Here is a 26339-nt window from a genome sequence, read left to right on the forward strand (position 1 = left end):
GAATGAGAAAGGGGCACCACACTTGGAACGATTCCATCGACCGGTCCGCATGCCAATCGAAGCGTTTGAAGCATTCATCGGCGCCGACGACCCCGCCACCACGAATCGAGTGGCGCACGACACCGCACAGGCGCTGCTCGACCGCGTGCGTAAGAGCGCTGACCCCGAAGTCGTGGAACGCACCATCAACTACGCCAACCAGCACGGTATCGACGACCTCGTGCAGCTTTGGGCCCCGGCATCCGCACAAACCCTGCCCGGATCGCTGTGGCGCCTGTACCTCATCCACATGGCCGTCGCGCAGAATCCCGAGGGTGCGAGCTACACCTACCGCCGGGGCGCCAGCATCGACCACTCCATCAGCCGCATCGTTGCCGGTGCGGTCGAACCCACCGGACCGACCGAGATCCTGAATCTCACCACGACGATTCTGCGCGGCGCGTTTACCGGTGATTTTGCGGATGCACTTGATCGCGCGGCAGCGTTTGCGGCGGTCATGTCGATGGGTGCGAATGCGCTCGCGGATGATGACGATGCCGTTGCGCCGGTACGCGCCGGCGCCTTTACCCTGCGCTCAGCTCGGTACCTCGAGTTCGCGCGCGACCTTGCGGCAAGTGCGCGCCTGTGGCGACACGGTGCACTCGACTAGCCCGGTGCACTCGACTAGCCCGCGCGTTTCGGTCGGCACGGATGCGGTGAGTTGCGTCCACAAATCGTGCACGTCCGCCGCTCGCGAACGAGAAATCTGCGGTCTTTGCTTGCGGTGAGCCGCCGCATCCAGCAAACTTGACTCCGCCGGGCCGCAGTAACCCCGGGCTCCATCATTTTGCCGCTTCGAGCGGCCTTTCGCCGAGAGGCGTTCTGCGGTCCGGCGTTTATTGTTTTCCCGCGTATCTCGGACGCGGTGACAGCTGTGCGGTTTCGGCCTTAACTTGCGTTGTGCTCCCGAGTTGTGGCCGACTTTGCACGTCATTTGCCAGGCATACCGTGCAAAGTGGGCCACAAGTCCCAGACTGTCGAGCCCTGCCAGCGTCAAGCGAGCCTGTCAATGGTCGGACACGTTCCGGAAACGCAAGTGGGGCAGACAACCGAAGTTGCCTGCCCCACCTAAACCAGCTGCAAGAGCTGCGTCGAGTGATCGGGTTTAGCCGAATCGACCGGTGACGTAGTCCTGAGTCTGCTTGTTCTGCGGGTTCTCGAAGATGTTGCGGGTGTCATCGAACTCGATGAGCTTGCCCGGCTTACCGGTACCGGCGATGTTGAAGAAGCCGGTGCGGTCCGAGACACGCGTTGCCTGCTGCATGTTGTGGGTCACGATGACGATCGTGTACTCGGTCTTGAGCTCGTGGATGAGGTCCTCAATTGCGAGGGTTGAGATCGGGTCAAGAGCCGAGCAGGGCTCGTCCATGAGCAGCACGTCAGGCTTGACGGCGATAGCGCGAGCGATGCACAGACGCTGCTGCTGACCACCCGAGAGGCCACCACCAGGTGCGTCGAGACGGTCCTTGACCTCGTTCCAGAGGTTGGCGCCGCGCAGCGACTTCTCGACGAGCTCAGCGGCGTCCTTGTTGCTGATGCGGCGGTTGTTCAGACGCACACCGGCAAGGACGTTTTCCTTGATCGACATGGTCGGGAACGGGTTCGGACGCTGGAACACCATGCCCACCTGGCGGCGAACGTTGACCGGGTCAACACCCTGACCGTACAGGTCGTCGCCGTCGAGCAGCACTTCACCGTCAACCCACGCCTTGGGGATGACTTCGTGCATACGGTTCAGGGTGCGAAGTACGGTCGACTTACCGCAACCCGATGGGCCGATGAACGCGGTAACGCTCTTTGGCTCGATGACCATGTTGACGTCTTCGACAGCCTTGAACTTGTCGTAGTAGATGTCCAGGTTCTTGATTTCAATACGCTTCGACATTTGAAAATCCTTCGTAAAACGTTGGCGCTAGTTAGCGGTTGCCCTTGGGCGAGAAGTAGTGGCGAACGACGCGACCGATGATGTTCAGCGCCATAACGATGAATAGCAGCACGAGCGCACCGGCCCACGAGAGCTGGGTGGCATCGACGTCGTGGAACTTCCACTGCTGGTACACAAATACCGGCAGCGAAGCCATCGAACCGCTCATCGGGTTGGTGTTCATACCACCGAAGTAGCCGGCTGCAACCAGCAGCGGGGCGGTTTCACCGATAACGCGTGCGATTGCGAGGAGCACACCGGTCACCAGACCACCGAGGCAGGTTGGGATAACCACCTTGGCAATCGTGCGCCACTTGGGTACACCGAGTGCGTACGAGGCTTCGCGAAGCTCGTTCGGAACCAGACGAATCATTTCTTCTGCCGAACGAACCACCGTCGGGATCATGAGGACGAGCAGCGCGATTGCGCCAACGAAACCGTTCTTGATCTGGGTGAGGTCACCACCGGTGCTCTTCGTGATCAGCATGAACAGCGTGAACGCGAACAGACCGGCAACGATCGACGGGATACCCGTCATCACGTCGACGAAGAAGTTGAGCGCACGCGAGAGGCGGTTGCCCTTGCCGTACTCGACGAGGTAGATCGCCGTGAAGATACCGATCGGCACTGCCATGAGCGTGGTGATACCGGTGATCCAGAGCGTACCGACGATGGCGTGTGCACCACCGAAGGCGTTCGGGTCGCGGCGCGAGTCGTTGAGGAAGAACGATGCCTTACTGATACCGGGCAGACCTTCAACAACAAGCGTGAAGATCAGCGAGGCCAGCGGAATCATCGCCATCAGGAACGCCACGGTGAGGAATCCGGTAACGAGTCGGTTCTTGGCCTGGCGAACGCCTTCGACCGCCGACGAAACAATCCAGATACCAACCAGGTAGAGGATTCCGGCAACAACGAGCCAGGCACCCCAGTTGAAGTTCATGGTGAGCTTGCCGGTCTTCTTCGTGACCGTGTAGAGCTCGTCACCGCTCGACATCCAGAGTGCACCGAAGATCAGCGTCGAGATGATGAGCGCACCGAGACCGACCATGGCGACCTGGAGACCCGAAAGGTGACCGGCAGCGAGACGGTTCTTCTTGGGCTTCACGGATGCGGGAGCAGCTGAAGGAGTAGTTGTAGTCATGATGGATGCTCCTACTTCTGCGAGCCGCGGGCGATGATCCAGCGGCCGAGCGAGTTGACGGCAAGGGTAATCGCGAACAGCACCAGACCACCAGCGATAAGGGTCTGCGTGTCCATGCCGTTAGCTTCTGGGAACTTTTTGGCGATAGACGCGGCGATCGTGGTCGGGTTCTCGGAAGTGAGCAGACGGAAGTTCACCGCGCCGCTCGCTGCGAGCACCATGGTTACCGCCATCGTTTCACCGAGCGCGCGGCCGAGGGCGAGGATGCCCGAGGCGAACATACCCGAGCGGGCGTAGGGGAAGACCGACTGCTGCACCATTTCCCACTTGGTCGCGCCAAGTGCGAGCGAAGCTTCTTCGTGCAGTCGCGGGGTCTGCAAGAAGATTTCACGGCTGAGCGAGGTAATGATCGGCAGGATCATGATGGCCAGCACGATGGATGCGGTCATCAGGTTCTTACCGGTCGGGGTTGCGCCGCCAGCAAACAGCGGGATCCAAGCCATGTGCTCACCGAGCCACTCGTACAGCGGTCCCATGATCGGCGCGAGAATCAGGATGCCCCAAAGGCCGAAGACAACCGAAGGTACGGCAGCGAGCATGTCGATGACGAAGCCCATGATGCCCGAGTAGCGACGGTTGGTGAAGTGGCTGATGAACAGCGCGACACCGATGCCGATAGGGAAAGCCATGAGCATAGCCAAGAACGACGACCAGAGCGTACCGAATACGAGTGGCCCGACGTAGCCAAAGAAGTTGCCTGCGTCAGCACGGAGGTTGTCGTCAGTTTCTTGGAGTGGCTGTACCACGGCTGGCAGACCCTGCACCAGAAGGAAGGTGAACACTGCGGCAAGAATTGCCAGAATCAGCGCGCCAGAGGTGGTCGAGATGGTCTTAAAGATGATGTCGCCTGGGCGACGAACTTTAGTAGCCGAAGGAGTAGCGGTGGTCGCCGCTGTTTCGGTACTGGTCATTGGGGGTGCCTTCCTTGCAACGTATTAGGCAAGTTGATAGTTCGAGTTACTAAACGGCAGGATGCCCGGCACCGTGACAATGCACGGCACCGGGCACCTACCTAAGCGAGATCCTGAACAGGATTCGCCTTACTTGATTGCGTCGACAGCAGCCTGAGCCTTCTCACGGATACCATCCGAGATCGGGGCCGAGCCAGCCTTCTCAGCTGCCAGTGCCTGAGCAGCAGGCGAGATTACGTACGAGAAGTAGTCCTTAACCAGCTTGCCGGTCTCAGCGTCCTGGTACTCAGCGCAACCGATCAGGTACGAAACGAGAACGATCGGGTAACCGCCGTTACCACCTTCGAAGTTGAGCTCGTAAGCGAGGTCGGTCGCAGCGCGGCCTTCTTCAAGCTTCGAGTTTTCAACGATTGCAGCAGCAGCTTCAGGGGTGTACTCAACGAACTCTTCGCCCGACTTCACTGCAGCGGTCTGCAGTTCGCCAGCGGCCGATGCGTCGAGGTAACCGATGGTTCCTTCGCCGCCTTCGATTGCAGCAGCTACACCAGCGGTCTGGTCAGCAGCTTCGCCGCCCTTGATTTCCTTCGGCCAAACCTTGTCAGCTTCGTACTTCCACGAGTCCGGTGCGACCTCCGAGAGGTAGTCCATGAAGTTCTCGGTGGTACCCGAGTCGTCACCGCGGTGAACCGGGGTGATCTTGGTGTCAGGAAGTTCAACGCCCTCGTTCAGAGCAGCAATAGCTGGGTCGTTCCACTTCTCGATCTTGCCGTCGAAGATCTTCGCGATGGTGTCAGCGTCGAGGTTCAGTGCCTCAACCTCAGGGAGGTTGTACGCAATAGCGATCGGCGAGATGTAGACAGGGATCTCAACGAGGTCGGTGCCGTCCTTGCAGACTGCGAACTTGTTTTCCTTGAGCTCTTCAGCCTTGAATGCACGGTCCGAGCCAATGAAGTTCGAGGTGCCCGCAACGAAGTTGTCACGGCCGGTACCCGAACCGGTTGCCTCGTACTTAACGTCTACGCCAGCCTGCAGGCCTGCGTAGTCTGCGAGCCAAGCAACCTGTGCCTTCTCCTGCGAGCTAGCGCCGGTGGCGCTGAGCTTACCCTCGAGCTGCTCTGCTGGGCTGTACTTAGGCAGGTCCGAGCCGCCCTCGTTGCCGCCCTGCTCGCCGCCAGCTGCACAGCCAACGAGGGTGAGAGCGGCGATTGCGGTCATGGCAACCGAAGTGCCAACGCGCGAAAGCTTCATTGAGTTTCCTCCGTAAGAAACGTCGTAATTCCGAACCAGACGATTTCTGGGTTCGACCTGAACGTATGCGCTTGTAGTGACGTAACGAAAGCGTGGAAGTGAACGGGAAGTTAACGCTGCTGAATGGTTAGATTTGTGGTCCGTGCGCCTCGGTCGCAACTAGCTGTAGGCCGGCTGGAGTCTTGGCAATATGCAGTGCGACGAATTCGGCAGTGGCGAGCATCCCGAGCCGTGTCAGCGACGAATCGCCGATCTCGCAACGGTTGCTCACCGCATCCAGAATTGGCGGAATCATTGGCGAGTGGCTGCACAACACGGTGGATACACCCGCATCGAGCACCTCCGAAACGGTGTCGGCAACGGCCGACCAGCCGAGCGAGAGATTCTGCGAGATCGATTCGGTGATTTCTGGCGTGAGGGCGGTCGCATCTGCCAGTGGTCCGAGCGTCGACAAACAGCGAACCGCGGTGGATGAAATGAGTCGAGCAGGCGCGTACGCCTGCAGCATTGGTGCGACCTGCATGGCCTGGGCCTGCCCGCGCGACGTGAGCGGGCGTGACTCATCATTGCCCGGCCAGCCGATCGCCGGTGTCGCCTGTGCGTGACGCAGTGCCATCAAGGCGAACGTGCGGGCCGTATTGCTCGCGATGCGTTCTTCGAGGATTTCGAGGAACTCCGCATCGCGCGCGTATGTCAGTGCCTTTCCGGCTTTACTGATCGACATCCACTTGATCGAACCAACTTCTTCGTTGGGCTCGAAGTGGTAGTTAGCGAACTGCTCAGCGCTCACCTCGGCAGCCCAGTAGTGCACCTCTTTGGGGCGGCCACTGGGGAGTTCGTATTCGGCGATACCGATTGGCGCGCCGAGCGATACCTTCAGGCCGGTTTCCTCCCAGATTTCTCGGGCTGCCGTCTCGGGCAGGGTCTCGCCGGGGTCGACCTTGCCCTTGGGGAACGAGTAATCGTTGTGTCGTTCGCGGTGGATGATGAGCACCCGCGGCTTGTCCCCATCCATGCGCCAAACGATCGCACCTGCCGCATAAACGGTTTCTTGAAAGTCGTCGTGCTGCGTGGTCTGCATGGTGTATCCGCCGTATTCGTTGGGGTGAAGCATGAAGTTGTGTTGGGGCTGGTGTGAGCCAGCTCAGAAAAGTGCGTGGTTTCGAGGAAATCATTCGTGGCCGGTCCACCGCAACATTGGGGGACCGGCCACGACGAATTAGCGCAGTGCGTGCAGCGTTGGGCGCGCTGCAACCAGCTGCATCACGGTGTTGTGCACATCCACGAGCGGCTTGCCATGCTCATCGGTGTGGCGACGGAACCACTCGCCGTTCGCCTGCAGGTGCCAGGTTGAGGACTCGTCGGACATGCCGAGGTCAAAGAGCTTGTGCATGTTTTCAATGTGTGTCGGGTCGGTGAGGCGCACGAGCGCTTCGATGCGGCGGTCGAGGTTGCGGTGCATCATGTCGGCCGAGCCGATGTAGATCTGCGCGTCGCCACCGTTGTGGAAGCTAAAGATACGCGAGTGCTCGAGGTAGCGGCCGACTACCGAACGCACGCGAATCGTCTCGCTGAGTCCGGGGACTCCCGGGCGCAGGCTGCAGATACCGCGCACCCAAATGTCGACCGGTACACCAGCCTGGCTTGCGGCATAGAGGGCGTCGATGAGCTGTTCATCAACCATCGAGTTCACTTTGATGCGGATGCGGCTGGCTTCGCCGCGCAGGGCCGCCTGTCGCTCGTTCTCGATCAGGTCGGTCAAGCCCTTGCGCAGGTGCAGTGGTGCCACCAGCAGGCGCTTGAAATCACGTTCAATGGCGTAACCCGAAAGCTGGTTGAACAAGCGGGTGAGGTCGCCCGAGACATCTTCGTTCACGGTGAACAGACCGAAGTCTTCGTAGATGCGCGAAGTCTTGGGGTTGTAGTTACCGGTACCGATGTGGTTGTAGATGCGCAGTCGGTGCTCTTCGCGGCGGATGACCTGCAGCAGCTTGCAGTGCGTCTTGAGGCCAACCAGGCCATAGACCACGTGTACGCCGGCCTTTTCGAGCTTGCGAGCCCAAACGATGTTGTTTTGCTCGTCGAAGCGGGCCTTGATCTCTACCAGGGCCAGCACCTGCTTACCCGATTCGGCCGCCTTAATCAGCGCCGCAATAATCGGCGAGTCACCCGAGGTGCGGTACAGCGTCTGCTTGATAGCGAGCACATCTGGGTCGGCCGCAGCCTTCTCGATGAACTTCACGACACTGGTCGAGAACGACTCGTACGGGTGGTGCACCAGGATGTCACGCTGCGCGATCGCGGCGAACATGTCCGGCTCTTCATTCGCATCCGACATGCGGAATGCCGGATGCGTGGTCGGTACGTGCGTTTCGTACTTGAGCTCGGGGCGGTTTACGCCGCCGAGCGCGAACAGTGCGGTGAGGTCGAGCGGGCCGCTGAGGACGGTCACCTCGTCGTCGGTGATGTCGAGCTCGTCCTTGAGGAGTTCGAGCGTCTCATCGTCCATGTCCTCGGAGACCTCGAGGCGAATCGGTGGGCCGAAACGGCGGCGCAGCAGCTCTTTCTCAAGCGCCTGCAGCAGGTTCTCGGTCTCGTCTTCTTCGATGGTGACGTCTTCGTTTCGCGTCACGCGGAAGGCGTGGTGGTCGATAACCTCCATGCCCGGGAACAGCAGGTCGAGGTGCTGGGCAATGAGATCTTCGAGCAGGATGTACCAGTGCTCGCCGTCGGGTGCGTCGAGCGGGTAGAGGCGCGGCAGCATTGGCGGCACCTTCAGGCGCGCAAAGTCGGTCTTGCTTGCCTCGGGGTTGCGCACGCGCACCGAGAGGTTGAGCGAAAGACCCGAAATATAGGGGAAGGGGTGCGCCGGGTCAACGGCGAGCGGCATCAGCACCGGGAAGATGTCGTTGGTGAAAATCTCGCTCAGACGCGCCTGCTGCTCGTGACCGAGGTCATCCCAACCGAGGATGTGGATGCCTTCTTCGGCAAGCTTGGGGCGCACCTCGTCACGGAAGTGTTCAGCGTGGCGGATCTGCAGTTCGCGGGCGCGATTACGGATCTGCGCAAGTTCCTTGCGTGGCGGCACACCAGCAGGAGTTGGCACGGCAAGGCCGAGGTCGATGCGGCGCTTCAAACCGGCGACACGAACCATGAACCACTCGTCAAGATTCGACGGGAAGATCGCCAAGAAGTTGGCGCGCTCAAGCAGTGGCACATCGCTGGCCTCGCCGAGCTCCAGCACTCGCTGGTTGAATGCGAGCCAGCTCATCTCGCGGTCAATATAGCGGCTGTATTCGGCGCGTTCGTCGCTGCCAACGGGAGAGTTATCCATGCCAGCATCCTTTCAATTCGGGGTAAACGGTGTCCTGAAAATCACGGTGAAAGTGCCCGAGAACCTGCAGGGGTTTGTTGTGGCCTGGTTGGTTCCAGCATCGTGTCATTACGTGTGAATCGCGTGGCCTAGTTAGCAGCGGTACTGCACGTCGACGAAGCGCTCGGAGTAGCCGAGGTTGCGATACAAGTCGACCGCACGTGTGTTTTCGCCGTCGACGTAGAGGAGCGATTCGGCGAATCCCAATTCAGCAATCTTCGCGAGGCCGGCACGCATCAGCGCACTGCCGATGCCACGGCCGCTGGCAGCCGGGTCGGTGCCGAGCACGTAGATTTCTGCTTCGTCCGCAGTGATCTTGCACCAGCAATAGCCGAGCAGGGGAGCAGCCGCGTTACTCTCCAAAGCGTCAGCATCGGACGTGATCGCCTCGGCAATAAAAAAGTGTTCCGCGTCGAACCAAGGTTGCTGCATCCGCGCATCCAAATCGGCTCGGGTTAGCTTCCCCTGTTCCGGGTGCGACGCAAAGATCTTGGCGTTGCTCGCAACCCAGGCATCAGCATCGCGTTCCGGGTTAAAGGTGCGGATGCGGACCCCGGCCGGTGCGTGCACCTCGCGCAGCGCCATGCGGTCAGCGTCCTGCACCGGTCGCGACAGTATGTAGAGCGTGCGGATTGCCACCGCATCCGACCCCGCGGCAAGCGCCTGTGCGCCAGGCAAATTGCCGTGTGCCCAGAACACGGGCGTGGCCGGGCCTAGCTGCCGCAGCGCGTCGAGCAGCGCGCGGCCGTGGCCTCGGCGGCGGTGGTCGGGATGTACGGCAAATTCGATCTCGATCGTGTCGGTGGATGCCGTTGGTTGCGCACACAGCGCCAGCCCGGCCAACGTGCCGGCCGCATCCCGCACCGCGAACGCGTGGCGAGCATCCAACGCCAACCGACTTGCCTCATTGAACGGTTCGGTGCCGTCAACCGCTGCGCAGGCAGCCGATAGCGCGGCCACCTCAGCGGCGAGCGATGCAGCAATTGGCAGTTCACGAACGTCCATATCGCCAGTTTAGGTAGCGGCGCCTAAACTGGTGGAATGACCACCGCGCCAGAGCCCCAAGACGCAGCTGTCCCCGAGACCGCTGCGCCTGAACTGGTGCGTGTACGCCACCTGAGTCGGATCCGGATCGGATTGGTGTGGCTCGCCGCACTGGTCATGGTGCTCGCGATCGGCTTTGTTGCCGGGCCTGCACGGCAACTGACCTGGGTGTCCATTGCCATGATGATGCTCGTGCTGATCACCGGCCTACTGCAGTTGCTCGACGGGCGGCCCGCCGGCTACATTCACCGGTTCGCGCTGAGCTTGGCCGGGGCCGCGATTATCTTGGCGATCGGCACCGTTATCTTCATGCTGCGGGGTGCTCAATCCTGGGTGCTCGTCTAGTTCGATCCCTGCCTGCCGAATAGGTAGCGGCGGCGCAACGCCTGCGCCCCAAGCCGAAGCGGACGCGCTAAGATCGAGGCATGGAACTGTTCTTTGAGATTCTCTTCATGGGCCTGCTCGGTGGCGCAATGGTCGGCATCCTCGGTGTTGGCACCGTCGTTCTGCGTCGTCTGTTCAAGGGCCAGAGCTAACCAGTACGTGCCAACTGGCCAAGCAAACACGGCCCGTTGTGTGAACAGCCAGTGAGCTAGCCGAGTTGCTGCGGATCCCGCACCTCGACTAGCTCATTACTGTTGGCTCGACCACCTGGCTGTAACGTGTTCGAACATCTACAACGCTTGAACACCCAAATCGCTGGAACATTGGGGGACCCCGCATGATGGAACTACCGGTCGACCTGCCCGCCGAACTCGTGCCACTCACCTGGGTGATCGGCACCTGGGAAGGCCTGGGAATGGTCGAATACAAAGTCGGTGACGAACTGCGCGAGCACGCTTTCCGCCAGCGCGTCGAATTCCGCCACAACGGCGGGCCGTTCCTCGAGTACCACTCGCAGGTGTGGCTCCTCGGCGAACCGCAGGGGCCCAGCGAGACCGAAGGCGACGATGCGGAGCCGGCTGCGGTCCCCACCCTCGAAGAAACTCCGCTCACCTCAGAATCGGGCTTTTGGCGTCTGGCTCGTTCGCGCACCGATGGTGACGTCGGCCCGGGCATGCTGCCGCCATCTGCGGCACCGAGCGTCAATAACGTCGACGACGTCGAAGCCTTGCGCAACAGTGACAACGGTTTCGATCTCGAAGTGACCCTGGCGCATCCGACCGGTGTCAGCGAGGTCTATTACGGCATGGTGCGCGGCCCGCGCATCGACCTCGCCACCGACGGCGTCTTGCGAACGGCCGGCGCCCGCGACTACCGCTCGGCCACCCGCATCTACGGGCTCGTCAACAACCGGATGTTCTGGGCTTGGGACATTGCTGCCCTCGATCAAGAACTCGCCACGCACGCATCGGCACAATTGGATCGCGTATGACCACGCCACTCGCTCAGCAGCGGGCGCTTGCGAACGGGGCCGCATCCGTATTGCTGCCAAATATTGGCGCCGTTGCGATTAGCGGGCCAGACCGGTTGAAGCTCATCCACTCGCTCACCACCCAGCACGTCGCAAACCTGCCTGCGGGCGAGTCGGTCGAAAACCTCGTGCTCTCGCCGCAGGGACGCATCGAGCACCAGTTCGGAATGATCGACGACGGTGATCGCGCGGTGCTGTTCAGCGAAACCGCGACCGCGCTGGGCGATTGGTTCAACCGGATGCGGTTCATGATGCGCGTAGAAATCGCTGCGTTGTCGGGGCAGGTCGTTGGTTCATTTGCGGATGCGGCGGATGCTGCCACGCAGTTCGGCGCGTCAGTTTCGTGGCGCGATCCGTGGGCCGAAGCGACGGGGTTGAGCTACGCCTCGCAACCCTACGGGGGAGCGGCGTACCCGCTGACGCTGCACCTGGTTGACACCCCGCCCGCAGATGCACTGGACGCTGCAACACTTACACCGTTGCGCATCGCCGCCTGGCGGCCACAGTTCAGCACCGAAGTCGATGACCGTGCGCTGCCGCATGAACTTGACCTATTGCGCAGTGCCGTGCACCTGAACAAGGGCTGCTATCGCGGTCAAGAGACAGTGGCCAAAGTCCACAACCTTGGCCACCCGCCGCGTCGCCTAGCTTTCTTGCATCTTGATGGCTTCGTGCCCGCATCCGGAGCGCTCGTGCGCCTGGAACCCGAGGGCAAACCGGTTGGTCGCATCACCTCGGCCGCGATGCACTACGAAGACGGCCCCATCGCACTGGCACTGTTGAAGCGCACCACCAACCCGGGCGCGGTGCTCTGTGTTGATGACGCCGATGCGCCGATTACGGCATCGCAGACCGTGATTGTGTCGCCCGACGCTGGCCGTACCGTGCAATTGCCGCCGCGTCGCTGAGAACGGGTGCGGGATGCATGACAAACGTCATGCAAATGTCGTGACGGATTGTAGAGCGCGGGAACGCGCCCCATTGCGATGCTTACAACATGAGCACGGCAGCCATTGAAATCCGAAACCTTCACAAGCACTTCCGCTCGCCGAACGGCACCGAAGTTCGTGCCGTCGACGGGCTTGACCTCACGATTGAACGCGGTGAAATCGTTGCGCTGCTTGGCGCCAACGGTGCCGGCAAGACCACCACGCTCGACATCGTTCTTGGGTTGACCCAACCTTCCGACAGCACCAGCTCGTGCAAGGTGCTTGGCGGTTCGCCCCGCCAAGCCGTGCAGGCCGGCAAGATCTCGGCCGTACTGCAGACCGGTGGCCTGCTCGGCGACATGCGCGTCGAAGAAACCGTACGCATGATTGCCAGCATGTACGACGACGCTATGCCGGTCATCGAGGCCATGGAAAAGGCCAACATCACCGGGATCGCGCACCGGCAAATCTCGAAGTGCTCGGGCGGTGAACAGCAGCGAATTCGCTTCGCGCTCGCGCTTCTGCCAAAGCCCGAGGTGCTCATCCTCGACGAGCCCACCGCCGGTATGGACGTCAACGCTCGCGCCGACTTCTGGGACACCATGCGAGACAACGCGCACGGCGGGCAGACGATCATCTTCGCCACCCACTACCTGCAAGAAGCCGAGCAGTTCGCCGATCGCATCGTGTTGATGAACAGCGGTAAGTGCATCGCCGATGGCAGCGTTGCAGAGATCCGTGACCTCGGTGGGCAGCGTCACGTTGAAGCAGTGCTGCCGGATGCGAATGCAGGCGCGTTGGCTGCGCTGCCGGCACACCAACTCATCGCGCGCGACGGCGACCGCATTACCTTCAGTGTGGCTGACTCCGACGCGTTCGCCCGCCACCTGCTGACACAAACCAGCGCCCACGACCTGCAAATCTCGGCCGCAAGCCTCGACCAAGCCTTTAGCCACCTCGTCAGCGCTGCCTCGGCAACGCAGGAAGCGAACTAGCCATGAGCACGCACGCACTTCCCACCTACGTCAACATTGAACTTCGCCGCCAGCTGCGCATGTTCAGCAGCGTTTTCTTCATGGTGGTGCTGCCAATCGCGCTGTACCTCATCTTTGGCGGTATGCAAGAGTTCGCCACCTTCGAGCTTCCCAACGGCCGTGGCAATATTTCGGGCTCGGTCGCCATCGCCTTCGCCGCATACGGTGCCATTACCGCCACGGCAGGACTGGCCGGATCTGCGGCACTCGAAATGCAACAGGGTTGGGGTCGACAGCTCGCCCTCACACCGTTCTCGAGCGGTAGCTTCGTCGCCGGCAAGACCATCGTGGCGCTGGCACTTGCGGTGCTGCCGGTGCTCGGTGTCTATGGTGCCGGGATGCTCACCTCAGCACGCATGCAACCGTGGGTTTGGGTTACTGCCGGCCTTATTATCGTGGCTGCATCGTCGGTGTTTGCCCTGTACGGGCTGGCCATCGGCCTGTGGTTCCGCAGCGAGGGGGCCGTGAGTGCCGCATCCGGCATGATCGTCATCCTGATGTTCCTTGGTAACGCGTTCGTACCGCTCTCTGGGTTCCTGCAAGACTTCTCGGTCTACACGCCGGTATGGGGCATCATGCAGCTCGCGCAGTGGCCACTCCTGGAAGGCGTGGTGTCAGACAGTCAGGGAAACCTGACGGAATACGCGCTGTGGCAACCAATTGTGAACGTTGTTGTGTGGGTTGCCGTGTTCGCTATCGCCGCGTACGTCGGTACGCGTCGCGGCACCGCGCGCCGATAGGCTGTCGAGAACGGGGCGGCGGCAACCGCATCCACTCGACCACAGCTCTAGCACCGCGATCAACCTGGCCAGATGCAGCGAAATAAGCAGAGAGGCGACGCCATGCAGAACCCCGACACCACCGCGGGTGACGCTGGCGTCGCCAATCCGTTTGAACAGCGCTGGTTCACCGCGATCTGGCTGGTATTCCTCGCGATCCCCATCCTGCTGGTGGCGTCGTATTCGACCGCTGGCATGGCATGGGACATCGCGGCCTATGCGGCTACCGCCGTGTTCGCCGTGACGTATGTCGCCGGCGCGGAACGGCTCGGGCACCGGGCACCCTGGCCGCAGCTGCTCACGTGGGCGGGCGCACTCGTAGCGATTTCGCTGGTTACGATTCCGTCGCTCGAGATCCGCGTGGTGTCCTATTCGCCATACGTCCTCGCCATCGGCCTGTGGTCATCCCCAATGCGCCGGGCAAAAATCTGGGCTGCCATCGTTGTTGCCGTGTCCATGCTGGTCGTCGTCGTACCGTTGGGACCAGCCGATGGCTTCCAGCAGATGCTCTCCATGTCGGGGGTGTATATCGCGCTCTTGCTGATGATCCTGTCGCGCCTGATTTCGGAACGCAGCATTGCGTTTGAAAATATGCAGCGAGAACTCGCCACCGTGCAGGAACGCGATGAGATTTCCCGGGACATTCACGACCTCCTCGGACACTCACTCACCGCGATTTCGCTCAAAGCCCAGCTTGCGAGCCGCCTGGTCGACGCCGACCCAGCGCGTGCCAAACAAGAACTCGACGAACTCCTGCAACTGACCGGCGCATCCCTCGATGAAGTTCGCGGCACCGTCGGGCGCCTGCGCACTCCCGACCTCAGCAGCCAAGTGCAATCCGTGCGCACCATGCTCGAGACCGCCGAAATCGACTACGAGATCATCGGCCGTGCCGATGCCGTACCCGTTGAGCGGCGCGCGCTCATGGCGTGGGCACTGCGCGAAGGCGTCACCAACCTCGTGCGGCACTCGGGCGCATCGACCGCGCAGATCTGCATTGCCCCAGACCACCTCAAGATTGTCGACAATGGTGTCGGCGTGCGCGGCGGTGAAGGTCACGGCCTCACCGGACTGCGACGGCGCGTCGAAGACGCCGGGGCGAGCCTGATGCTGCGGACACGTGACACAACCGACGGAGCGAAACATGGTGCATCCGGAACCGTACTGGAGGTGCGATTCGCATGACGATTCGATTGCTCATTGCTGACGACCAAGACCTCGTGCGCGGTGCGCTCGCGGCACTGCTTTCGCTCGAGCCCGACATCGAGGTCGTCGCCGAGACGGGCACCGGCAGTAACGTGGTGGACCTCGTGCGCGAACAGCGGGTCGACGTGGCACTGCTCGATATCGAGATGCCCGGATGCAATGGCATCGAGGCCGTGGCCGCGTTGCGTGAGTCTGGGCTACCGTGTCGTTCGCTCATCGTCACCACATTCGGTCGCCCGGGATATCTGCGTCGCGCGATTGCCGGTGGTGCAAGCGGATTCATCGTCAAAGACACCCCGGCCGACGAACTTGCCCGCGCGATTCGTGCCGTGCACGAGGGGCGGCGGGTCATCGACCCGAATCTCGCCAGCGAGTCGATTGGGATGGGGGAGAGCCCGCTCAGCGAACGCGAAACCGAAGTGCTGCGCGTGGCCGCGACCGGTGCATCCGTTCGCGAAATCGCTGCCGAGGTCCACCTGAGCGAAGGCACCGTGCGCAATCATCTTTCCGCGATCATCGGCAAGTGCGGGGCGCGAAACCGAGCGGATGCAGCACGACTCGCGGATGAGCGCGGCTGGTTGTAGCGTCCGCTCGGCTGCACGAATTGGCCGGCGTCGCTTAGCGGAAATCATTCGTCTTGGTTCGCTACGCTTACAGGTATGAACGAACCGCTCACGCTCATCCTGGTCCGTCACGGACAAAGCCAATGGAACGAAAAGAACCTGTTCACCGGTTGGGTGGATGTTGATCTCACCGACAAGGGACGTGCAGAAGCCGTTCGTGCCGGTCAGCTGATCCGCGAAGCCGGCCTCGCGCCCGACATCCTCTTCACCTCGCTGCTTACGCGTGCGATCGAAACTGCCAACATCGCGCTCAAGGAAGCCGGCTTCAACTGGATTCCGGTCAAGCGAAACTGGCGCCTCAACGAACGCCACTACGGCGCGCTGCAGGGTAAGGACAAGACCCAGGTTCGCGACGAATTCGGCGAAGAACAGTTCATGATCTGGCGCCGCTCGTACGACGTACCGCCGCCCGCGCTCGCTGACGACGACGAGTACTCGCAGTTCGGCGACCCCCGCTACGCTGACCTCGGCGACGACATGCCTCGCACCGAAGCGCTCAAGCTCGTTCTCGAGCGTCTGCTGCCGTACTGGGAATCGGACATTACCGAAGACCTCCGTGCGGGCAAGACGGTCATGGTTGCCGCACACGGTAACTCGCTGCGCGCGCTGGTCAAGCACCTCGACGGCATCAGTGATGACGACATTGCTGGTCTGAACATCCCGACGGGTATTCCACTGGTCTACAAGCTCGACCCGCAGACGTTGCGCCCGGTCGAACCAGCTCAGTACCTCGACCCCGAAGCTGCCGCAGCAGGTGCTGCTGCCGTAGCCAACCAGGGTAAGTAGTCGCGTGGCTGCCCGTTGGGGCAGCTGCGTCGAAACCACAACCGTGCCGGTGAGCAAATGCTTACCGGCACGGTTTGTTTGTGTTGTGGATGCGTTCGGTCACGCTTGCGGCACGACCTGCGGCCTGTTGCCTACTGCGCCGGTTCGTCTTCGAGGCTCCGGTGGATGCGGCGGGCAATCGAGACGGCGTGGTCCGAGAACCGCTCGAGGTAGCGGTTTGCGAGCGTGGCATCAACAACCTGTGACGAAGAAATCCAGAAATTCTCCTGCGGGCGGGTGAGCGTGTCGAGCACCTGCTTGTGCAGCGCGTCGACAGCGTCGTCGCCGTTGATGGTTTCGTCGATGTACTTCGGGTCTTCGGTGCGCAGCAGCGATTCGACGCGCTTCGCCTGCGAGATAGCGTGGTGGCCCATCTCAAGCAGTTGCTCGCGCACGACCTCAACACCGGCGCTCTCGGGGAACCGCATCCGTGCCAATTGCGCAATGTGTGCCGCGAGGTCACCCATGCGTTCGAGCGAGGCGCTCATGCGCATCGTGTCGACGATAAAACGCAGGTCGTTCGCAACCGGGGCCTGCAGCAGCAGAATCTCAAGCGTGAGGTCATCAATGCGGGCGCTGAGATCGTCAATGAGCAGATCGCCAGAGATCACCTGGTCGGCGAGCGAGACATCAGAGTGGTCAAGTGCGGCTACCGCGTTCTCGATAGCGAACACGACGTGCTGCGCAGCTTCGACGAGGCCCTGCTGGACCTCGGCAAGGTTTTGCTGAAAAACTTCGCGCATCGTATTCCTATCTGGTGGAGCTTATAGACGGTGAACACTACGCATTGCAGATTACCGAAGAGTGAACACTGGTTTTAGTTACCTTCTGTTTCTAGAGTTGCCTCGATGGATATCACGACGGCGATTTGGCTGGGGATTGCAATTGGCATCGTCCTCGGTGTCTCAGGAGTGTATGCCGTTCGCTGGTACCTCCACGCGCAGTCGCGGCGCGAACAGCTCGGTTCGCCGCTGATTCCGCACGGTGTCGAGGACTTGCTGGCAACGCTGCCGCAAACCGCGATCATTGTGGACTCGTCCTACAACGTGCTGCGTGCATCCGAACGCGCCTATGACTCGGGACTTGTGGTCAAGCCCGATGTGCTCTCGCAGCAGATGCGCGGTCAGGTCGACCGTACGCTCGAAACCGGTGAGCCCAGCGAATCCGAAGTCACGGTGTTGCGCGGACCGTTCGGGTCTACAGAACTGCATTTCCGCATCCGCGTGTCGACCATGGAGGGCGGCTACGCGCTCATTCTCGCAAATGACATCACCGAGTCGGTACGAGTTGAAGCCGTTCGCCGTGACTTCGTGGCCAACGTGTCGCACGAGTTGAAGACACCAATTGGCGCGGTGACGCTGCTTGCTGAAGCGGTTAAAGAGGCTGCCGACGATGTGGAACAGGTGCAGTATTTTGCCGACCGCATGCTGGTCGAGAGTGATCGCTTGGCGCGATTGACTCGCGAGCTCATCGACCTCAGCCGGTTGCAAGCCATGGACACGCTTGAAGAAGCGCAGGACGTTCGAGTTCACGCGATCTTGGAGCAGGCCGTTGAGCTGAACCGAGTGCTCGCCGAGAACAAGGACATTCGCGTGCAGCTGAAGGCCCCGGCCGACCTCGTGGTGTGGGGCGACGAAGGCTTGCTGCTGATGTGCTTCCAGAACCTCATTACCAACGCGATTGCGTATTCGCCCGAGGGGTCGCATGTGGGTATCGGTGCGCGTCGTGTTGATGACATCATTGAGATTTCCGTCGCCGACCGCGGCATCGGTATCTCGGAAGCGGATCGCAGCCGCATCTTCGAGCGCTTTTATCGGGTGGATTCGGCCCGATCGCGAAACACCGGTGGTACCGGTCTGGGCTTGAGTATCGTTCGACACATCATCCAAAACCACGGTGGTGACATCCAGGTTTGGTCGAAGGTCGGTGCCGGTTCGACCTTCACCGTGCGACTGCAGGCAGCGGATTCGCGCGTGTCACGTACCGGTGTGCAAGAGCCGCCGCGCGCAATCGAGCGCGACTAGTTCTGCGTAATCTCGCCATAAACTCCGCTGACGTTTCGGCGGGTTAACGTTGCGTTTCCTTCCTGTATGCACAATGGAGGGGTGACTCGAATCCTGATCGTTGAAGATGAATCATCGCTCCATGAGCCGCTCGCCTTCTTGCTTAAGCGAGAAGGGTATGAAACGGCCGTCGCTGAAAACGGTATTGACGCCGTAGAGCAGTTTGAGCGCGACGGTGCAGATCTGGTGTTGCTCGACCTGATGCTGCCGGAGATGCCGGGTACCGAGGTGTGTAAGCGCCTTCGTGCCATCTCGAACGTCCCCATCATCATGTTGACGGCCAAGGACTCCGAGATTGACATCATTGTCGGGCTCGAGCTCGGTGCCGATGACTACGTCACCAAGCCGTATTCGACGCGTGAGCTGCTGGCACGCGTTCGCGCCGTGCTCCGTCGCAGCGAGCAAGAAGAAGAGGATGAGGACGACGGCATCGTACAGGTGGGCGATATCCGCATGGACATCGATCGCCACACCGTGCTGGTGCGCGGTAACCTGACGCAGATGCCACTCAAGGAGTTTGAACTGCTCGAGTACCTCATGCGGAACGCGGGCCGTGTGCTGACCCGTAGCCAGCTCATCGACCGCGTGTGGGGGCCGGACTACTACGGCGACACCAAGACCTTGGACGTGCACATCAAGCGCATCCGCTCGCGCATCGAAGAAACCCCATCGTCACCGCGCCTGCTGGTGACCGTGCGTGGACTCGGTTACCGCTTCGAGGCCTAAACGCCGACTCGGTTACTACAGCTGGGCGTTCCGGAATTCACTCCGGGACGCCCAGTTTGTTGTTCACACACGCCAAACCACCGTTCTCGCAGAGCCACCGCTGCGGTCGACGGGGGAGTCTGACTGGTGCACACCAACCGAGTGCAAGCAATGATTGTTCGGAAACGACGCATCCCCGCAACCAAACGGTGCGGGGATGCGGGAAGTTGTCGTGCAGACTACTCGGCAGGTGCTTCTTCTACCGGTGCCTCTTCGTTGGGAACGTCGCCTTCGGCTGGCTGCGAGGCGGCTGGAGCTGCCGAACCGGTCGGTGCTGGGGCCTTGTCGCCGCCTGCCGGTGCAAGCTTCTGGTATTCCTTGAGGACGTTGTCGGCGTCAGTGTCGCCGAGTACTGGGACCTGCTGGTCGTCGACCGTCACGGTTTGGGTAGCGCCCTCAGCGTCGGTGTACGTCGCGGTGAATACCGGCGTTACCGACGAGCCGGTTTCGAACTTGCCCATGACGACGTTTTCGCCGGCGTCACCGAAACCGAACTCGGTTGCCGACTGCGTCTTGTCGAACTTGAGGTCGGCGGTGCTGACTGCACCGTCAAACTTGATTTCAACCTTGGCGTCAGCCGTGGTCGAGTTCACCGCGGTGAAGACCAGGTTTGCCTGCTTGCCGTCAGCGTCGGCAATCAACAATACGTTGCGCAGTGCGACGTCGCCGAGGTCAACGTGGACGCCGTCACTGGCGTCATACTGCATTGTGGTGCGCTGCGGGCTGATCATGTTGCAACCAGCGAGCCCGGCGCTCAGGGCGACGGCGAGTGCGGCTGCGGCTACGGCGCGAATCTTCACTGCGAGGGCCTCCATATATATGCGAACCGAGTTGTTCGCGAAGCATTGCTTCGGTAATCGTAGCCGATTGCTGCGATGAAATGCGTCGTTGCTGCCCGTGTTCGCGCAGAGCGGCGGCATCGTAGCACTAATTCGTGGTAATCTAGGAGATCTTGACGAGAAATCGGTGAACCTGGCGAAAGGGACCACATCAATGAATCTTGAGGTCGGCGAGACGGTCGTATACCCACACCATGGGGCAGCAACGATTGAAGAGATCAAGAAGCGCGTAATCAAGGGCGAAGAGCGCACCTACTTGAAGCTCAACGTGTCGCAGGGCGACCTCACGATTGAAGTTCCAGCAGAAAATGTTGAGCTCGTTGGCGTTCGCGATGTCATCGACGAAAAGGGCCTCGACGAGGTGTTCGATGTATTGCGCGCACCAATTACCGAAGAACCAACCAACTGGTCGCGTCGTTACAAGTCGAACCAGGAAAAGCTTGCCTCGGGTGACGTCATCAAGGTCTCCGAAGTTGTCCGCGACCTTTGGCGCCGCGACCAAGACAAGGGGCTTTCGGCCGGTGAGAAGCGCATGCTTGCCAAGGCCCGTCAGGTACTCGTTAGTGAGCTTGCTCTGGCCGAAGAGATCGACGAAGACGCTGCCAATGTGCGTCTCGATGACGTACTTGCGAGCTAGTTTCGCATGACTTGCACCGGCGTTGTTATCGGCGCTGCCGGTAACGGCACTCGACTCGGGCTGGGCACGCCGAAAGCATTCGTGCCCCTCGGTGGATCGGCAATGCTCGTGCACGCGTTGCGTGGGCTTTCTGCGATTGCTGGCGACGTCGCGGTTGTGGTCGCGGTACCACCCGAAGACGCTGAAGCGCAGCGCCAGGCTCGCGCATCGCTGGCGGCAGTAGCCGGCCAATTTGGTCAGCGACTGATTCACGCATCCACCGTGCCCGGTGGCGATACCCGGTTTGCCTCGGTGCGCGCGGCAGTTGACGCGCTGCCAGACCGCTGCGATGTCGTGCTGGTGCACGACGCGGCACGTGCGCTGACGCCACCGGAGGTGTTTGCGCGCGTTGCCGATGCCGTACGCGAGTCGAACTGCGGCATTGTGCCGGTGCTCCCGGTAGTGGACACGCTCAAGCGAGTTAATGGACACGACAATGTGACCGAAACTCCGGTGCGCAGCGAACTGCGCGCGGCGCAGACGCCGCAGGGCTTTCCAGCACAGGCGCTGCGCGATGCGTACGCAAGGGGTACGGATGCGGCCACCGACGATGCTGCGACCTTCGCGCAAGCGGGCGGTCAGGTCCGCACGGTTCCCGGTGATGCACTCGCGTTCAAGATCACGACGCCTGACGACCTGGCGCGCGCCGAACGCATCCTTGCCGACCGTGCCAACGTGACCACAGCCGATGCCGCAACCGAACCGGAACAGCCAGGCGGCGTGGCCCGCGACGGTCACCCGGTGGCAGCGACGTCGCAGCTGCCATGGCCCATGCCCGAGATGCGCGTTGGGGTCGGCACCGATATTCACGCCTTTGATGCCAATAGTGAATGCTGGCTTGCCGGCCTGCATTTTCCTGATGCACCGGGGCTTTCTGGGCACAGCGATGGGGATGCGGCTGCGCACGCGGTCGTGGATGCACTGCTCTCGGCAGCGGGCCTCGGCGATATCGGCGCGCTGTTCGGCACCGAAGACCCACGCTTCGCCGGAGCACACGGCCGAGTCTTCCTCACCGCCACGCGCGAACTGCTCGAATCCGAAGGGTGGCAGATCCAGAACGCTGCCGTACAGGTGGTTTGCCGGCGCCCGCGATTCGGTGACCGTGCCAGCGAAGCATCAGCGCTCTTGAGTGAGATCCTCGGCGCCCCGGTGTCGGTCGCGGCAACGACCAGCGATGGGCTCGGATTCATGGCCGACACGTCCAATGGCGGGGTATTCGCGTTCGCGACGGCCTGCCTGATTCGCCAGCCTCGACCGTAACCGGCAGCGGCGCGTGACGGTCGCACCTTCCTGAGCCGTGCATCCACCGATCGAAATTGGACGGTGTGTTCGCGCACGAGCCGATACAGCGCATCCAGGGAATGTGCGTCATATTCGACCGCGTCGCACCGCATGCCCAAGCACGCAAACTAGACTGACACCGTGACTCAACGCCTATACGACACTCGCACGCAATCACTCGTCGACTTCGCGCCGCTGCGCGACGGTGAGGTGTCGATGTATGTCTGCGGTCCGACCGTGCAATCAGGCCCGCACCTCGGTCATCTGCGTTCGGCGTTGGTCTACGACCAGATGCGTCGTTGGTTTACCTACGAGGGGCTGCGCGTCACCCTGGTTCGCAATGTCACGGACATTGACGACAAGACGCTCGCAAACGCCACCGAACACGAACCCTGGTGGGCGCTTGCCTACCGCGTCGAGCGTGAGTTCGGTGAGGTGTACGAAGCCCTCCGCATCCTGCCTCCTACGTATGAACCGCGAGCTACGGGTGCGATTCCCGAAATGCTTGAGCTGATTCAGCGCCTCATCGACCGCGGCCATGCCTACGCAGCCGAAGACGGTACCGGCGATGTCTACTTCGACACCGCAAGCTGGCCCGAATACGGTGCCCTCACGCATCAGCGAGTCGCCGATATGGTTGATGCCGCCGACGGTCCCACGCGTTCAAAGCGCAACGCCACAGACTTTGCGCTGTGGAAGGGGCAAAAGCCCGGTGAGCCGGACTCGGCTGCTTGGAACTCGCCCTGGGGTGCGGGCCGACCCGGCTGGCACATCGAATGCTCGGCAATGTCGACGAAGTATCTCGGTACGGCATTCGACATTCACGGTGGCGGTCGCGACCTGCGCTTCCCACATCACGAAAACGAGTTGGCGCAGTCGAGCGCGGCCGGGGATGCGTTTGCCAGCTACTGGATTCACAACGGTCTCGTTTCGCTTGGCGGCACGAAGATGGCCAAGTCGGTGGGCAACATCATCTCGGCAACCGAACTGGTGCGCACCCACCGTCCCATCGTCGTGCGCTACCTGCTCGGAACCGCGCATTACCGCTCCACGGTTGAAGCCGGCGACACCGCCTACGACGAAGCCGCTGCGGCATTCTCGCGCATCGAAACGTTCTTCGAGCGTGCGGAACGGACGCTTGGTGCGGTTGCTCCCGCATCCGAAGTGCCCGAAGGGTTCGCCGAGCACATGCGCGACGACTTTGCGGTGCCGCAAGCGATCGCGATCGTGCACGACACGGTTACCCGCGGCAACCAAGCGCTCGACGCCGGTGATGACGCCGCAGCTCGCACTGCCGTATCCGAAGCCCGGGCCATGCTCGACATTCTGGGGCTCGACCCCGTAGCCGATGAATGGGCTGAATCCACCACGAGCGATCTCGAACCCGCGTTGGACGCGCTGGTGAAGGATCTGCTGCAGCAGCGCGCCACCGCCCGAGCCGACAAGGACTGGGCTGCCGCCGACCGCATCCGTGATGCACTCGCATCCGCCGGAATCACGATTGAAGACACCCCACAGGGGTCGCACTGGAGTGTGAACTAGATGAGTAACTCACCCGCACAAAACCGTCCCGGCGCTATTCGCAAGAAGAAAAAGGGCGCGACGAAGGGGACCGGCGGACACGGACGCAAGGCGCTCGAGGGCCGTGGCCCGACGCCAAAGGCAGAAGACCGCCACTGGGCAAAGCAGCGCCGTCGCCAGCAGGCGGCAGGCGCGAAGACCCAGCAGCGTCCACAGCAGCGTCGCCGTCCTTCGGGTGCGCAGCCGAGTGATGTCGAGCTGGTAACCGGCCGTAACGCCGCGCTCGAAGCGCTGCGTGCCGGTATGCCCGCGACCACGGTGTACGTTGCCGCGAACATCGAGCTCGATGACCGCGTTAAGGAGATCATCCAGATCGCGGCCAAGCGCCAGATTCCGATGCTCGAAATCACGCGCCAAGAAATGGACCGCATGGTGCCGTTTGACTCGGTGCACCAGGGCATCACCATCAAGGTGCCGCCGTACGAGTACGCCGATCCGATCGAGCTGCTCGAGAAGGTCATCTCGCGAGGTGAAACCCCGCTGTTCATTGCGCTCGACGGCATTACCGACCCGCGCAACCTGGGTGCCATTATTCGTTCGGTGGCGGCATTCGGTGGACACGGTGTGATTGTGCCGCAGCGTCGCGCCGCCGGTGTTACCGCTTCGGCATGGCGTACTTCGGCTGGTGCCGCAGCGCGCCTGCCGGTTGCGCTGGCCACCAACCTCACCAACACGATCAAGCAGCTCAAAGAGCAGGGCATGTTCGTGATCGGGCTCGATGGCGACGGCGATGTCGATTTGCCGAACCTCGAGTTGGCAACTTCGCCGCTAGTGGTCGTTGTGGGCTCAGAAGGCAAGGGTATCTCGCGCCTGGTCGCCGAAAACTGCGATGAGATCGTGTCGATTCCGATCGACGGCGCAACCGAATCGCTGAATGCCGGTATCGCCGCGTCGATTACCTGCTACGAGATCGCCAAGATCCGTAACGCTGCCGCGCAGTAGCGCATCCGCAACGAACACGAGCCGGGCTGGAGCTGAACGCTTCGACCCGGCTCGTGTTCGTTCGTGCTGCCCCAGATTGGTTCCTGGTCTGTTGCGGCTGTGTGCTGCGATGCATCATTTGCGGCAAGATCGCCGAGAAATGCCCCAAGAACGGCGGTATTGATGAGTCGCGGCACACACGCTACTTGGCGTCGTCAGTGTGTACGTCGCCGAGCGGGAAACGGTGGATGCGGATGGGGTCGGGCTGCAGGCGGACTCGGTCACCGACCTGTGGGTGGTTGCGGCCGTCTACGCGAGCGGTCAAGGTAACGGGCTCGCCGGCAATCGTGGCGTTGGTGTGCAAGTAGCCGTCGCTGCCGAGCTCTTCGACGAGCTCGACCACGGCATCAATGCCGGTTTCGGTCTCAGCCACGACGCGCAGGTCTTCGGCGCGCACCCCGATGCGTTCGTTGCCCTCGGTCCAGAAGTTCATCGCCGGGGTACCGATAAAGCTCGCCACGAATTCGTTAGCGGGGGAGTCGTAGAGCTCCTGCGGTGTACCGAGCTGTTGCAGTTTGCCGTCGTTCAGGATGGCGATGCGGTGGCCCATGGTCATGGCTTCGGTCTGGTCGTGGGTCACGTACACGGTCGTCGTGCCCAATCGGCGCTGCAGGGATGCGATCTGCGCGCGGGTCTGCACGCGCAGTTTTGCGTCGAGGTTCGACAGCGGCTCGTCCATCAAGAACACGCGCGGTTCGCGAACAATGGCGCGGCCCATGGCGACGCGCTGGCGCTGCCCACCGGAAAGTGCTGACGGGCGGCGTTCCAGCAAGCCATCCAGATCGAGGAGCTTTGCGGCTTCGAGGACTTTGGCTTCGCGCTCGGCCTTCGGCACACCGCGGGTCTTCAGGCCGAATCCCATGTTCTGAGCCACGGTCATGTGTGGGTAGAGGGCATAGTTCTGGAAAACCATGGCAATGTCGCGGTCCTTGGGTGCCACGTTGGTGACATTGTCATCGCCGATCCACACCTCGCCAGAATTGACCGGGTCGAGTCCGGCGAGCATCCGCAGGGTCGTTGTCTTACCGCATCCCGACGGGCCAACGAGCACCAGGAACTCACCGTCGGCGATCTCGAGGTCGAGCGAATCAACAGCGTTGCGTTCGGCGCCGGGGTAGTGGCGGGTGACGTGCTTAAAGGAAACTGCGGCCATGCCCACCAATGCTAGTGGGCGCGCATGGATGCGGCAGGCAAGCGGCAGCGTGTGCTGGCAGTTCTCGCATTGTCGCGTAAGATGTGTTCGTTGCCGACTTAGCTCAGCTGGCAGAGCATCTGTCTTGTAAACAGAAGGTCACGAGTTCGATCCTCGTAGTCGGCTCTCATAAAAACCCTGGTCAACCAGCAAAATCGCCCCGCATCTCAACACGAGAACGCGGGGCTTTTTGCTGGCTGGGGTTATGTTGGGGTTATCAGAACGAAACCCCCACATCGAACGGGTGGGGATACGCCCCAACAACACCAACCCCCAAGTGCCGCCGGGGAGGTCATTTATTGGTTTGTCAGGTTCTAACGGTTTCGAGATCTCGTACCCGAGGTGCAGGGGAGTCTTGAGAATCTTCACACCGCGAGCGGCCCACACCCCCGCGGCCCTGGGGACGCT

Annotated in this window: 25 protein-coding genes and 1 tRNA gene; 16 read left to right on the top strand and 10 right to left on the bottom strand. The window is 61.6% G+C overall.

Annotation, left to right across the window (positions count from 1 at the left end):
* The first annotated feature begins 49 nt into the window (after positions 1-49).
* Positions 50-649, top strand: coding sequence for a DNA-directed RNA polymerase subunit beta (locus ZBI01S_RS04120; RefSeq protein ID WP_066056757.1), 600 nt, complete (start codon positions 50-52; stop codon positions 647-649).
* A gap of 495 nt (positions 650-1144) precedes the next feature.
* Here the strand turns inward: ZBI01S_RS04120 and pstB are convergent, their stop codons facing one another.
* The 7 genes from pstB to mshD form a co-directional block, all read right to left on the bottom strand.
* Entirely contained in the window at positions 1145-1924 is a 780-nt protein-coding gene (gene pstB / locus ZBI01S_RS04125) for a phosphate ABC transporter ATP-binding protein PstB (RefSeq protein WP_066056759.1), read from the bottom strand.
* 31 nt (positions 1925-1955) lie between these two features.
* Positions 1956-3107 carry a phosphate ABC transporter permease PstA gene (gene pstA / locus ZBI01S_RS04130; RefSeq protein ID WP_083524491.1) on the bottom strand — a complete coding sequence of 384 codons (1152 nt, stop codon included), beginning with the start codon at positions 3105-3107 and terminating at the stop codon, positions 1956-1958.
* Positions 3108-3118: 11 nt separating this feature from the next.
* Positions 3119-4078 (bottom strand): phosphate ABC transporter permease subunit PstC, encoded by a 960-nt coding sequence (pstC, locus tag ZBI01S_RS04135; protein ID WP_066056764.1) that lies wholly within the window; start codon positions 4076-4078, stop codon positions 3119-3121.
* 129 nt (positions 4079-4207) lie between these two features.
* Positions 4208-5326 (bottom strand): phosphate ABC transporter substrate-binding protein PstS, encoded by a 1119-nt coding sequence (gene pstS, locus ZBI01S_RS04140; RefSeq protein WP_066056766.1) that lies wholly within the window; start codon positions 5324-5326, stop codon positions 4208-4210.
* A 127-nt stretch (positions 5327-5453) separates the two neighbouring features.
* Positions 5454-6440, bottom strand: coding sequence for an NUDIX hydrolase (locus ZBI01S_RS04145; RefSeq protein WP_083524492.1), 987 nt, complete (start codon positions 6438-6440; stop codon positions 5454-5456).
* A gap of 105 nt (positions 6441-6545) precedes the next feature.
* Complete coding sequence (locus ZBI01S_RS04150; RefSeq protein WP_066056770.1) at positions 6546-8660, bottom strand: RNA degradosome polyphosphate kinase; 2115 nt, start codon at positions 8658-8660, stop codon at positions 6546-6548.
* 132 nt (positions 8661-8792) lie between these two features.
* Complete coding sequence (gene mshD / locus ZBI01S_RS04155; RefSeq protein WP_066056772.1) at positions 8793-9704, bottom strand: mycothiol synthase; 912 nt, start codon at positions 9702-9704, stop codon at positions 8793-8795.
* A gap of 36 nt (positions 9705-9740) precedes the next feature.
* Between mshD and ZBI01S_RS04160 the strand changes: the two genes are divergently transcribed.
* From ZBI01S_RS04160 to ZBI01S_RS04195, 8 genes are all read left to right on the top strand, one after another.
* Positions 9741-10088, top strand: a complete 348-nt coding sequence (locus tag ZBI01S_RS04160; protein WP_066056774.1) for a hypothetical protein — start codon at positions 9741-9743, stop codon at positions 10086-10088.
* Between the two features lie 376 nt (positions 10089-10464).
* Positions 10465-11118 (top strand): heme-binding beta-barrel domain-containing protein, encoded by a 654-nt coding sequence (locus ZBI01S_RS04165; protein WP_066056776.1) that lies wholly within the window; start codon positions 10465-10467, stop codon positions 11116-11118.
* On the top strand, positions 11115-12065 hold the full coding sequence (gene ygfZ / locus ZBI01S_RS04170) for a CAF17-like 4Fe-4S cluster assembly/insertion protein YgfZ (protein WP_066056778.1): 951 nt from the start codon (positions 11115-11117) through the stop codon (positions 12063-12065). Before ZBI01S_RS04165 ends, ygfZ begins: the two co-directional genes overlap by 4 nt.
* A gap of 89 nt (positions 12066-12154) precedes the next feature.
* The gene (locus tag ZBI01S_RS04175; RefSeq protein WP_066056780.1) at positions 12155-13081 is read left to right on the top strand and encodes an ABC transporter ATP-binding protein; all 927 of its coding nucleotides are present in this window, start codon (positions 12155-12157) and stop codon (positions 13079-13081) included.
* Positions 13082-13083: 2 nt separating this feature from the next.
* Complete coding sequence (locus ZBI01S_RS04180; RefSeq protein WP_066056782.1) at positions 13084-13860, top strand: ABC transporter permease; 777 nt, start codon at positions 13084-13086, stop codon at positions 13858-13860.
* A gap of 102 nt (positions 13861-13962) precedes the next feature.
* Entirely contained in the window at positions 13963-15084 is a 1122-nt protein-coding gene (locus ZBI01S_RS04185; protein ID WP_066056784.1) for a sensor histidine kinase, read from the top strand.
* A complete protein-coding gene (locus tag ZBI01S_RS04190; protein ID WP_066056786.1) occupies positions 15081-15689 on the top strand; it encodes a response regulator transcription factor in 609 nt (202 codons plus the stop codon). Before ZBI01S_RS04185 ends, ZBI01S_RS04190 begins: the two co-directional genes overlap by 4 nt.
* Positions 15690-15764: 75 nt before the next feature.
* Positions 15765-16514, top strand: coding sequence for a phosphoglyceromutase (locus ZBI01S_RS04195; protein WP_066056787.1), 750 nt, complete (start codon positions 15765-15767; stop codon positions 16512-16514).
* 131 nt (positions 16515-16645) lie between these two features.
* Here ZBI01S_RS04195 and phoU read toward each other — a convergent pair whose 3' ends face one another.
* Positions 16646-17296, bottom strand: coding sequence for a phosphate signaling complex protein PhoU (gene phoU / locus ZBI01S_RS04200; protein ID WP_066056788.1), 651 nt, complete (start codon positions 17294-17296; stop codon positions 16646-16648).
* 105 nt (positions 17297-17401) lie between these two features.
* Here phoU and ZBI01S_RS04205 point away from each other — a divergent pair, with 105 nt between their 5' ends.
* Both ZBI01S_RS04205 and ZBI01S_RS04210 read left to right on the top strand, forming a co-directional pair.
* Entirely contained in the window at positions 17402-18577 is a 1176-nt protein-coding gene (locus ZBI01S_RS04205) for a sensor histidine kinase (protein ID WP_066056790.1), read from the top strand.
* Between the two features lie 81 nt (positions 18578-18658).
* Entirely contained in the window at positions 18659-19342 is a 684-nt protein-coding gene (locus tag ZBI01S_RS04210; RefSeq protein WP_066056792.1) for a response regulator, read from the top strand.
* A gap of 218 nt (positions 19343-19560) precedes the next feature.
* Here ZBI01S_RS04210 and ZBI01S_RS04215 read toward each other — a convergent pair whose 3' ends face one another.
* Positions 19561-20181: a hypothetical protein gene (locus ZBI01S_RS04215; RefSeq protein ID WP_159421381.1), complete on the bottom strand. Its 621-nt coding sequence runs from the start codon at positions 20179-20181 to the stop codon at positions 19561-19563.
* Between the two features lie 193 nt (positions 20182-20374).
* On the opposite strand from ZBI01S_RS04215, the gene ZBI01S_RS04220 reads away from it, so the two are divergent.
* The 4 genes from ZBI01S_RS04220 (at position 20375) to rlmB (ending at position 24700) form a co-directional block, all read left to right on the top strand.
* A complete protein-coding gene (locus ZBI01S_RS04220; RefSeq protein WP_066056797.1) occupies positions 20375-20857 on the top strand; it encodes a CarD family transcriptional regulator in 483 nt (160 codons plus the stop codon).
* Between the two features lie 6 nt (positions 20858-20863).
* Entirely contained in the window at positions 20864-22156 is a 1293-nt protein-coding gene (locus ZBI01S_RS04225; protein WP_066056800.1) for a bifunctional 2-C-methyl-D-erythritol 4-phosphate cytidylyltransferase/2-C-methyl-D-erythritol 2,4-cyclodiphosphate synthase, read from the top strand.
* A gap of 162 nt (positions 22157-22318) precedes the next feature.
* The gene (cysS, locus tag ZBI01S_RS04230) at positions 22319-23719 is read left to right on the top strand and encodes a cysteine--tRNA ligase (protein WP_066056803.1); all 1401 of its coding nucleotides are present in this window, start codon (positions 22319-22321) and stop codon (positions 23717-23719) included.
* A complete protein-coding gene (rlmB, locus tag ZBI01S_RS04235; protein ID WP_066056805.1) occupies positions 23720-24700 on the top strand; it encodes a 23S rRNA (guanosine(2251)-2'-O)-methyltransferase RlmB in 981 nt (326 codons plus the stop codon).
* 181 nt (positions 24701-24881) lie between these two features.
* Here the strand turns inward: rlmB and ZBI01S_RS04240 are convergent, their stop codons facing one another.
* A complete protein-coding gene (locus ZBI01S_RS04240; protein WP_066056807.1) occupies positions 24882-25892 on the bottom strand; it encodes an ABC transporter ATP-binding protein in 1011 nt (336 codons plus the stop codon).
* Between the two features lie 92 nt (positions 25893-25984).
* On the opposite strand from ZBI01S_RS04240, the gene ZBI01S_RS04245 reads away from it, so the two are divergent.
* Positions 25985-26057: transfer RNA gene (locus ZBI01S_RS04245), tRNA-Thr, on the top strand.
* Positions 26058-26339 lie beyond the last annotated feature (282 nt).

Source organism: [Zimmermannella] bifida NBRC 103089, from assembly GCF_001570925.1.
In the GTDB taxonomy this organism is placed as follows: Bacteria; Actinomycetota; Actinomycetes; order Actinomycetales; family Microbacteriaceae; genus Gulosibacter; species Gulosibacter bifidus.

Coding starts and splice junctions, on each gene's coding strand:
- ZBI01S_RS04175 (WP_066056780.1), top strand. CDS start 12,155: ATGAGCACGGCAGCCATTGAAATCCGAAACCTTCACAAGCACTTCCGC.
- ygfZ (WP_066056778.1), top strand. CDS start 11,115: ATGACCACGCCACTCGCTCAGCAGCGGGCGCTTGCGAACGGGGCCGCA.
- ZBI01S_RS04240 (WP_066056807.1), bottom strand. CDS start 25,892: ATGGCCGCAGTTTCCTTTAAGCACGTCACCCGCCACTACCCCGGCGCC.
- ZBI01S_RS04205 (WP_066056790.1), top strand. CDS start 17,402: ATGGATATCACGACGGCGATTTGGCTGGGGATTGCAATTGGCATCGTC.
- ZBI01S_RS04180 (WP_066056782.1), top strand. CDS start 13,084: ATGAGCACGCACGCACTTCCCACCTACGTCAACATTGAACTTCGCCGC.
- pstA (WP_083524491.1), bottom strand. CDS start 3,107: ATGACTACAACTACTCCTTCAGCTGCTCCCGCATCCGTGAAGCCCAAG.
- phoU (WP_066056788.1), bottom strand. CDS start 17,296: ATGCGCGAAGTTTTTCAGCAAAACCTTGCCGAGGTCCAGCAGGGCCTC.
- pstB (WP_066056759.1), bottom strand. CDS start 1,924: ATGTCGAAGCGTATTGAAATCAAGAACCTGGACATCTACTACGACAAG.
- ZBI01S_RS04195 (WP_066056787.1), top strand. CDS start 15,765: ATGAACGAACCGCTCACGCTCATCCTGGTCCGTCACGGACAAAGCCAA.
- pstC (WP_066056764.1), bottom strand. CDS start 4,078: ATGACCAGTACCGAAACAGCGGCGACCACCGCTACTCCTTCGGCTACT.
- ZBI01S_RS04150 (WP_066056770.1), bottom strand. CDS start 8,660: ATGGATAACTCTCCCGTTGGCAGCGACGAACGCGCCGAATACAGCCGC.
- ZBI01S_RS04190 (WP_066056786.1), top strand. CDS start 15,081: ATGACGATTCGATTGCTCATTGCTGACGACCAAGACCTCGTGCGCGGT.
- ZBI01S_RS04165 (WP_066056776.1), top strand. CDS start 10,465: ATGATGGAACTACCGGTCGACCTGCCCGCCGAACTCGTGCCACTCACC.
- mshD (WP_066056772.1), bottom strand. CDS start 9,704: ATGGACGTTCGTGAACTGCCAATTGCTGCATCGCTCGCCGCTGAGGTG.
- ZBI01S_RS04225 (WP_066056800.1), top strand. CDS start 20,864: ATGACTTGCACCGGCGTTGTTATCGGCGCTGCCGGTAACGGCACTCGA.
- pstS (WP_066056766.1), bottom strand. CDS start 5,326: ATGAAGCTTTCGCGCGTTGGCACTTCGGTTGCCATGACCGCAATCGCC.
- ZBI01S_RS04220 (WP_066056797.1), top strand. CDS start 20,375: ATGAATCTTGAGGTCGGCGAGACGGTCGTATACCCACACCATGGGGCA.
- ZBI01S_RS04120 (WP_066056757.1), top strand. CDS start 50: ATGCCAATCGAAGCGTTTGAAGCATTCATCGGCGCCGACGACCCCGCC.
- ZBI01S_RS04145 (WP_083524492.1), bottom strand. CDS start 6,440: ATGCTTCACCCCAACGAATACGGCGGATACACCATGCAGACCACGCAG.
- ZBI01S_RS04185 (WP_066056784.1), top strand. CDS start 13,963: ATGCAGAACCCCGACACCACCGCGGGTGACGCTGGCGTCGCCAATCCG.
- ZBI01S_RS04160 (WP_066056774.1), top strand. CDS start 9,741: ATGACCACCGCGCCAGAGCCCCAAGACGCAGCTGTCCCCGAGACCGCT.
- rlmB (WP_066056805.1), top strand. CDS start 23,720: ATGAGTAACTCACCCGCACAAAACCGTCCCGGCGCTATTCGCAAGAAG.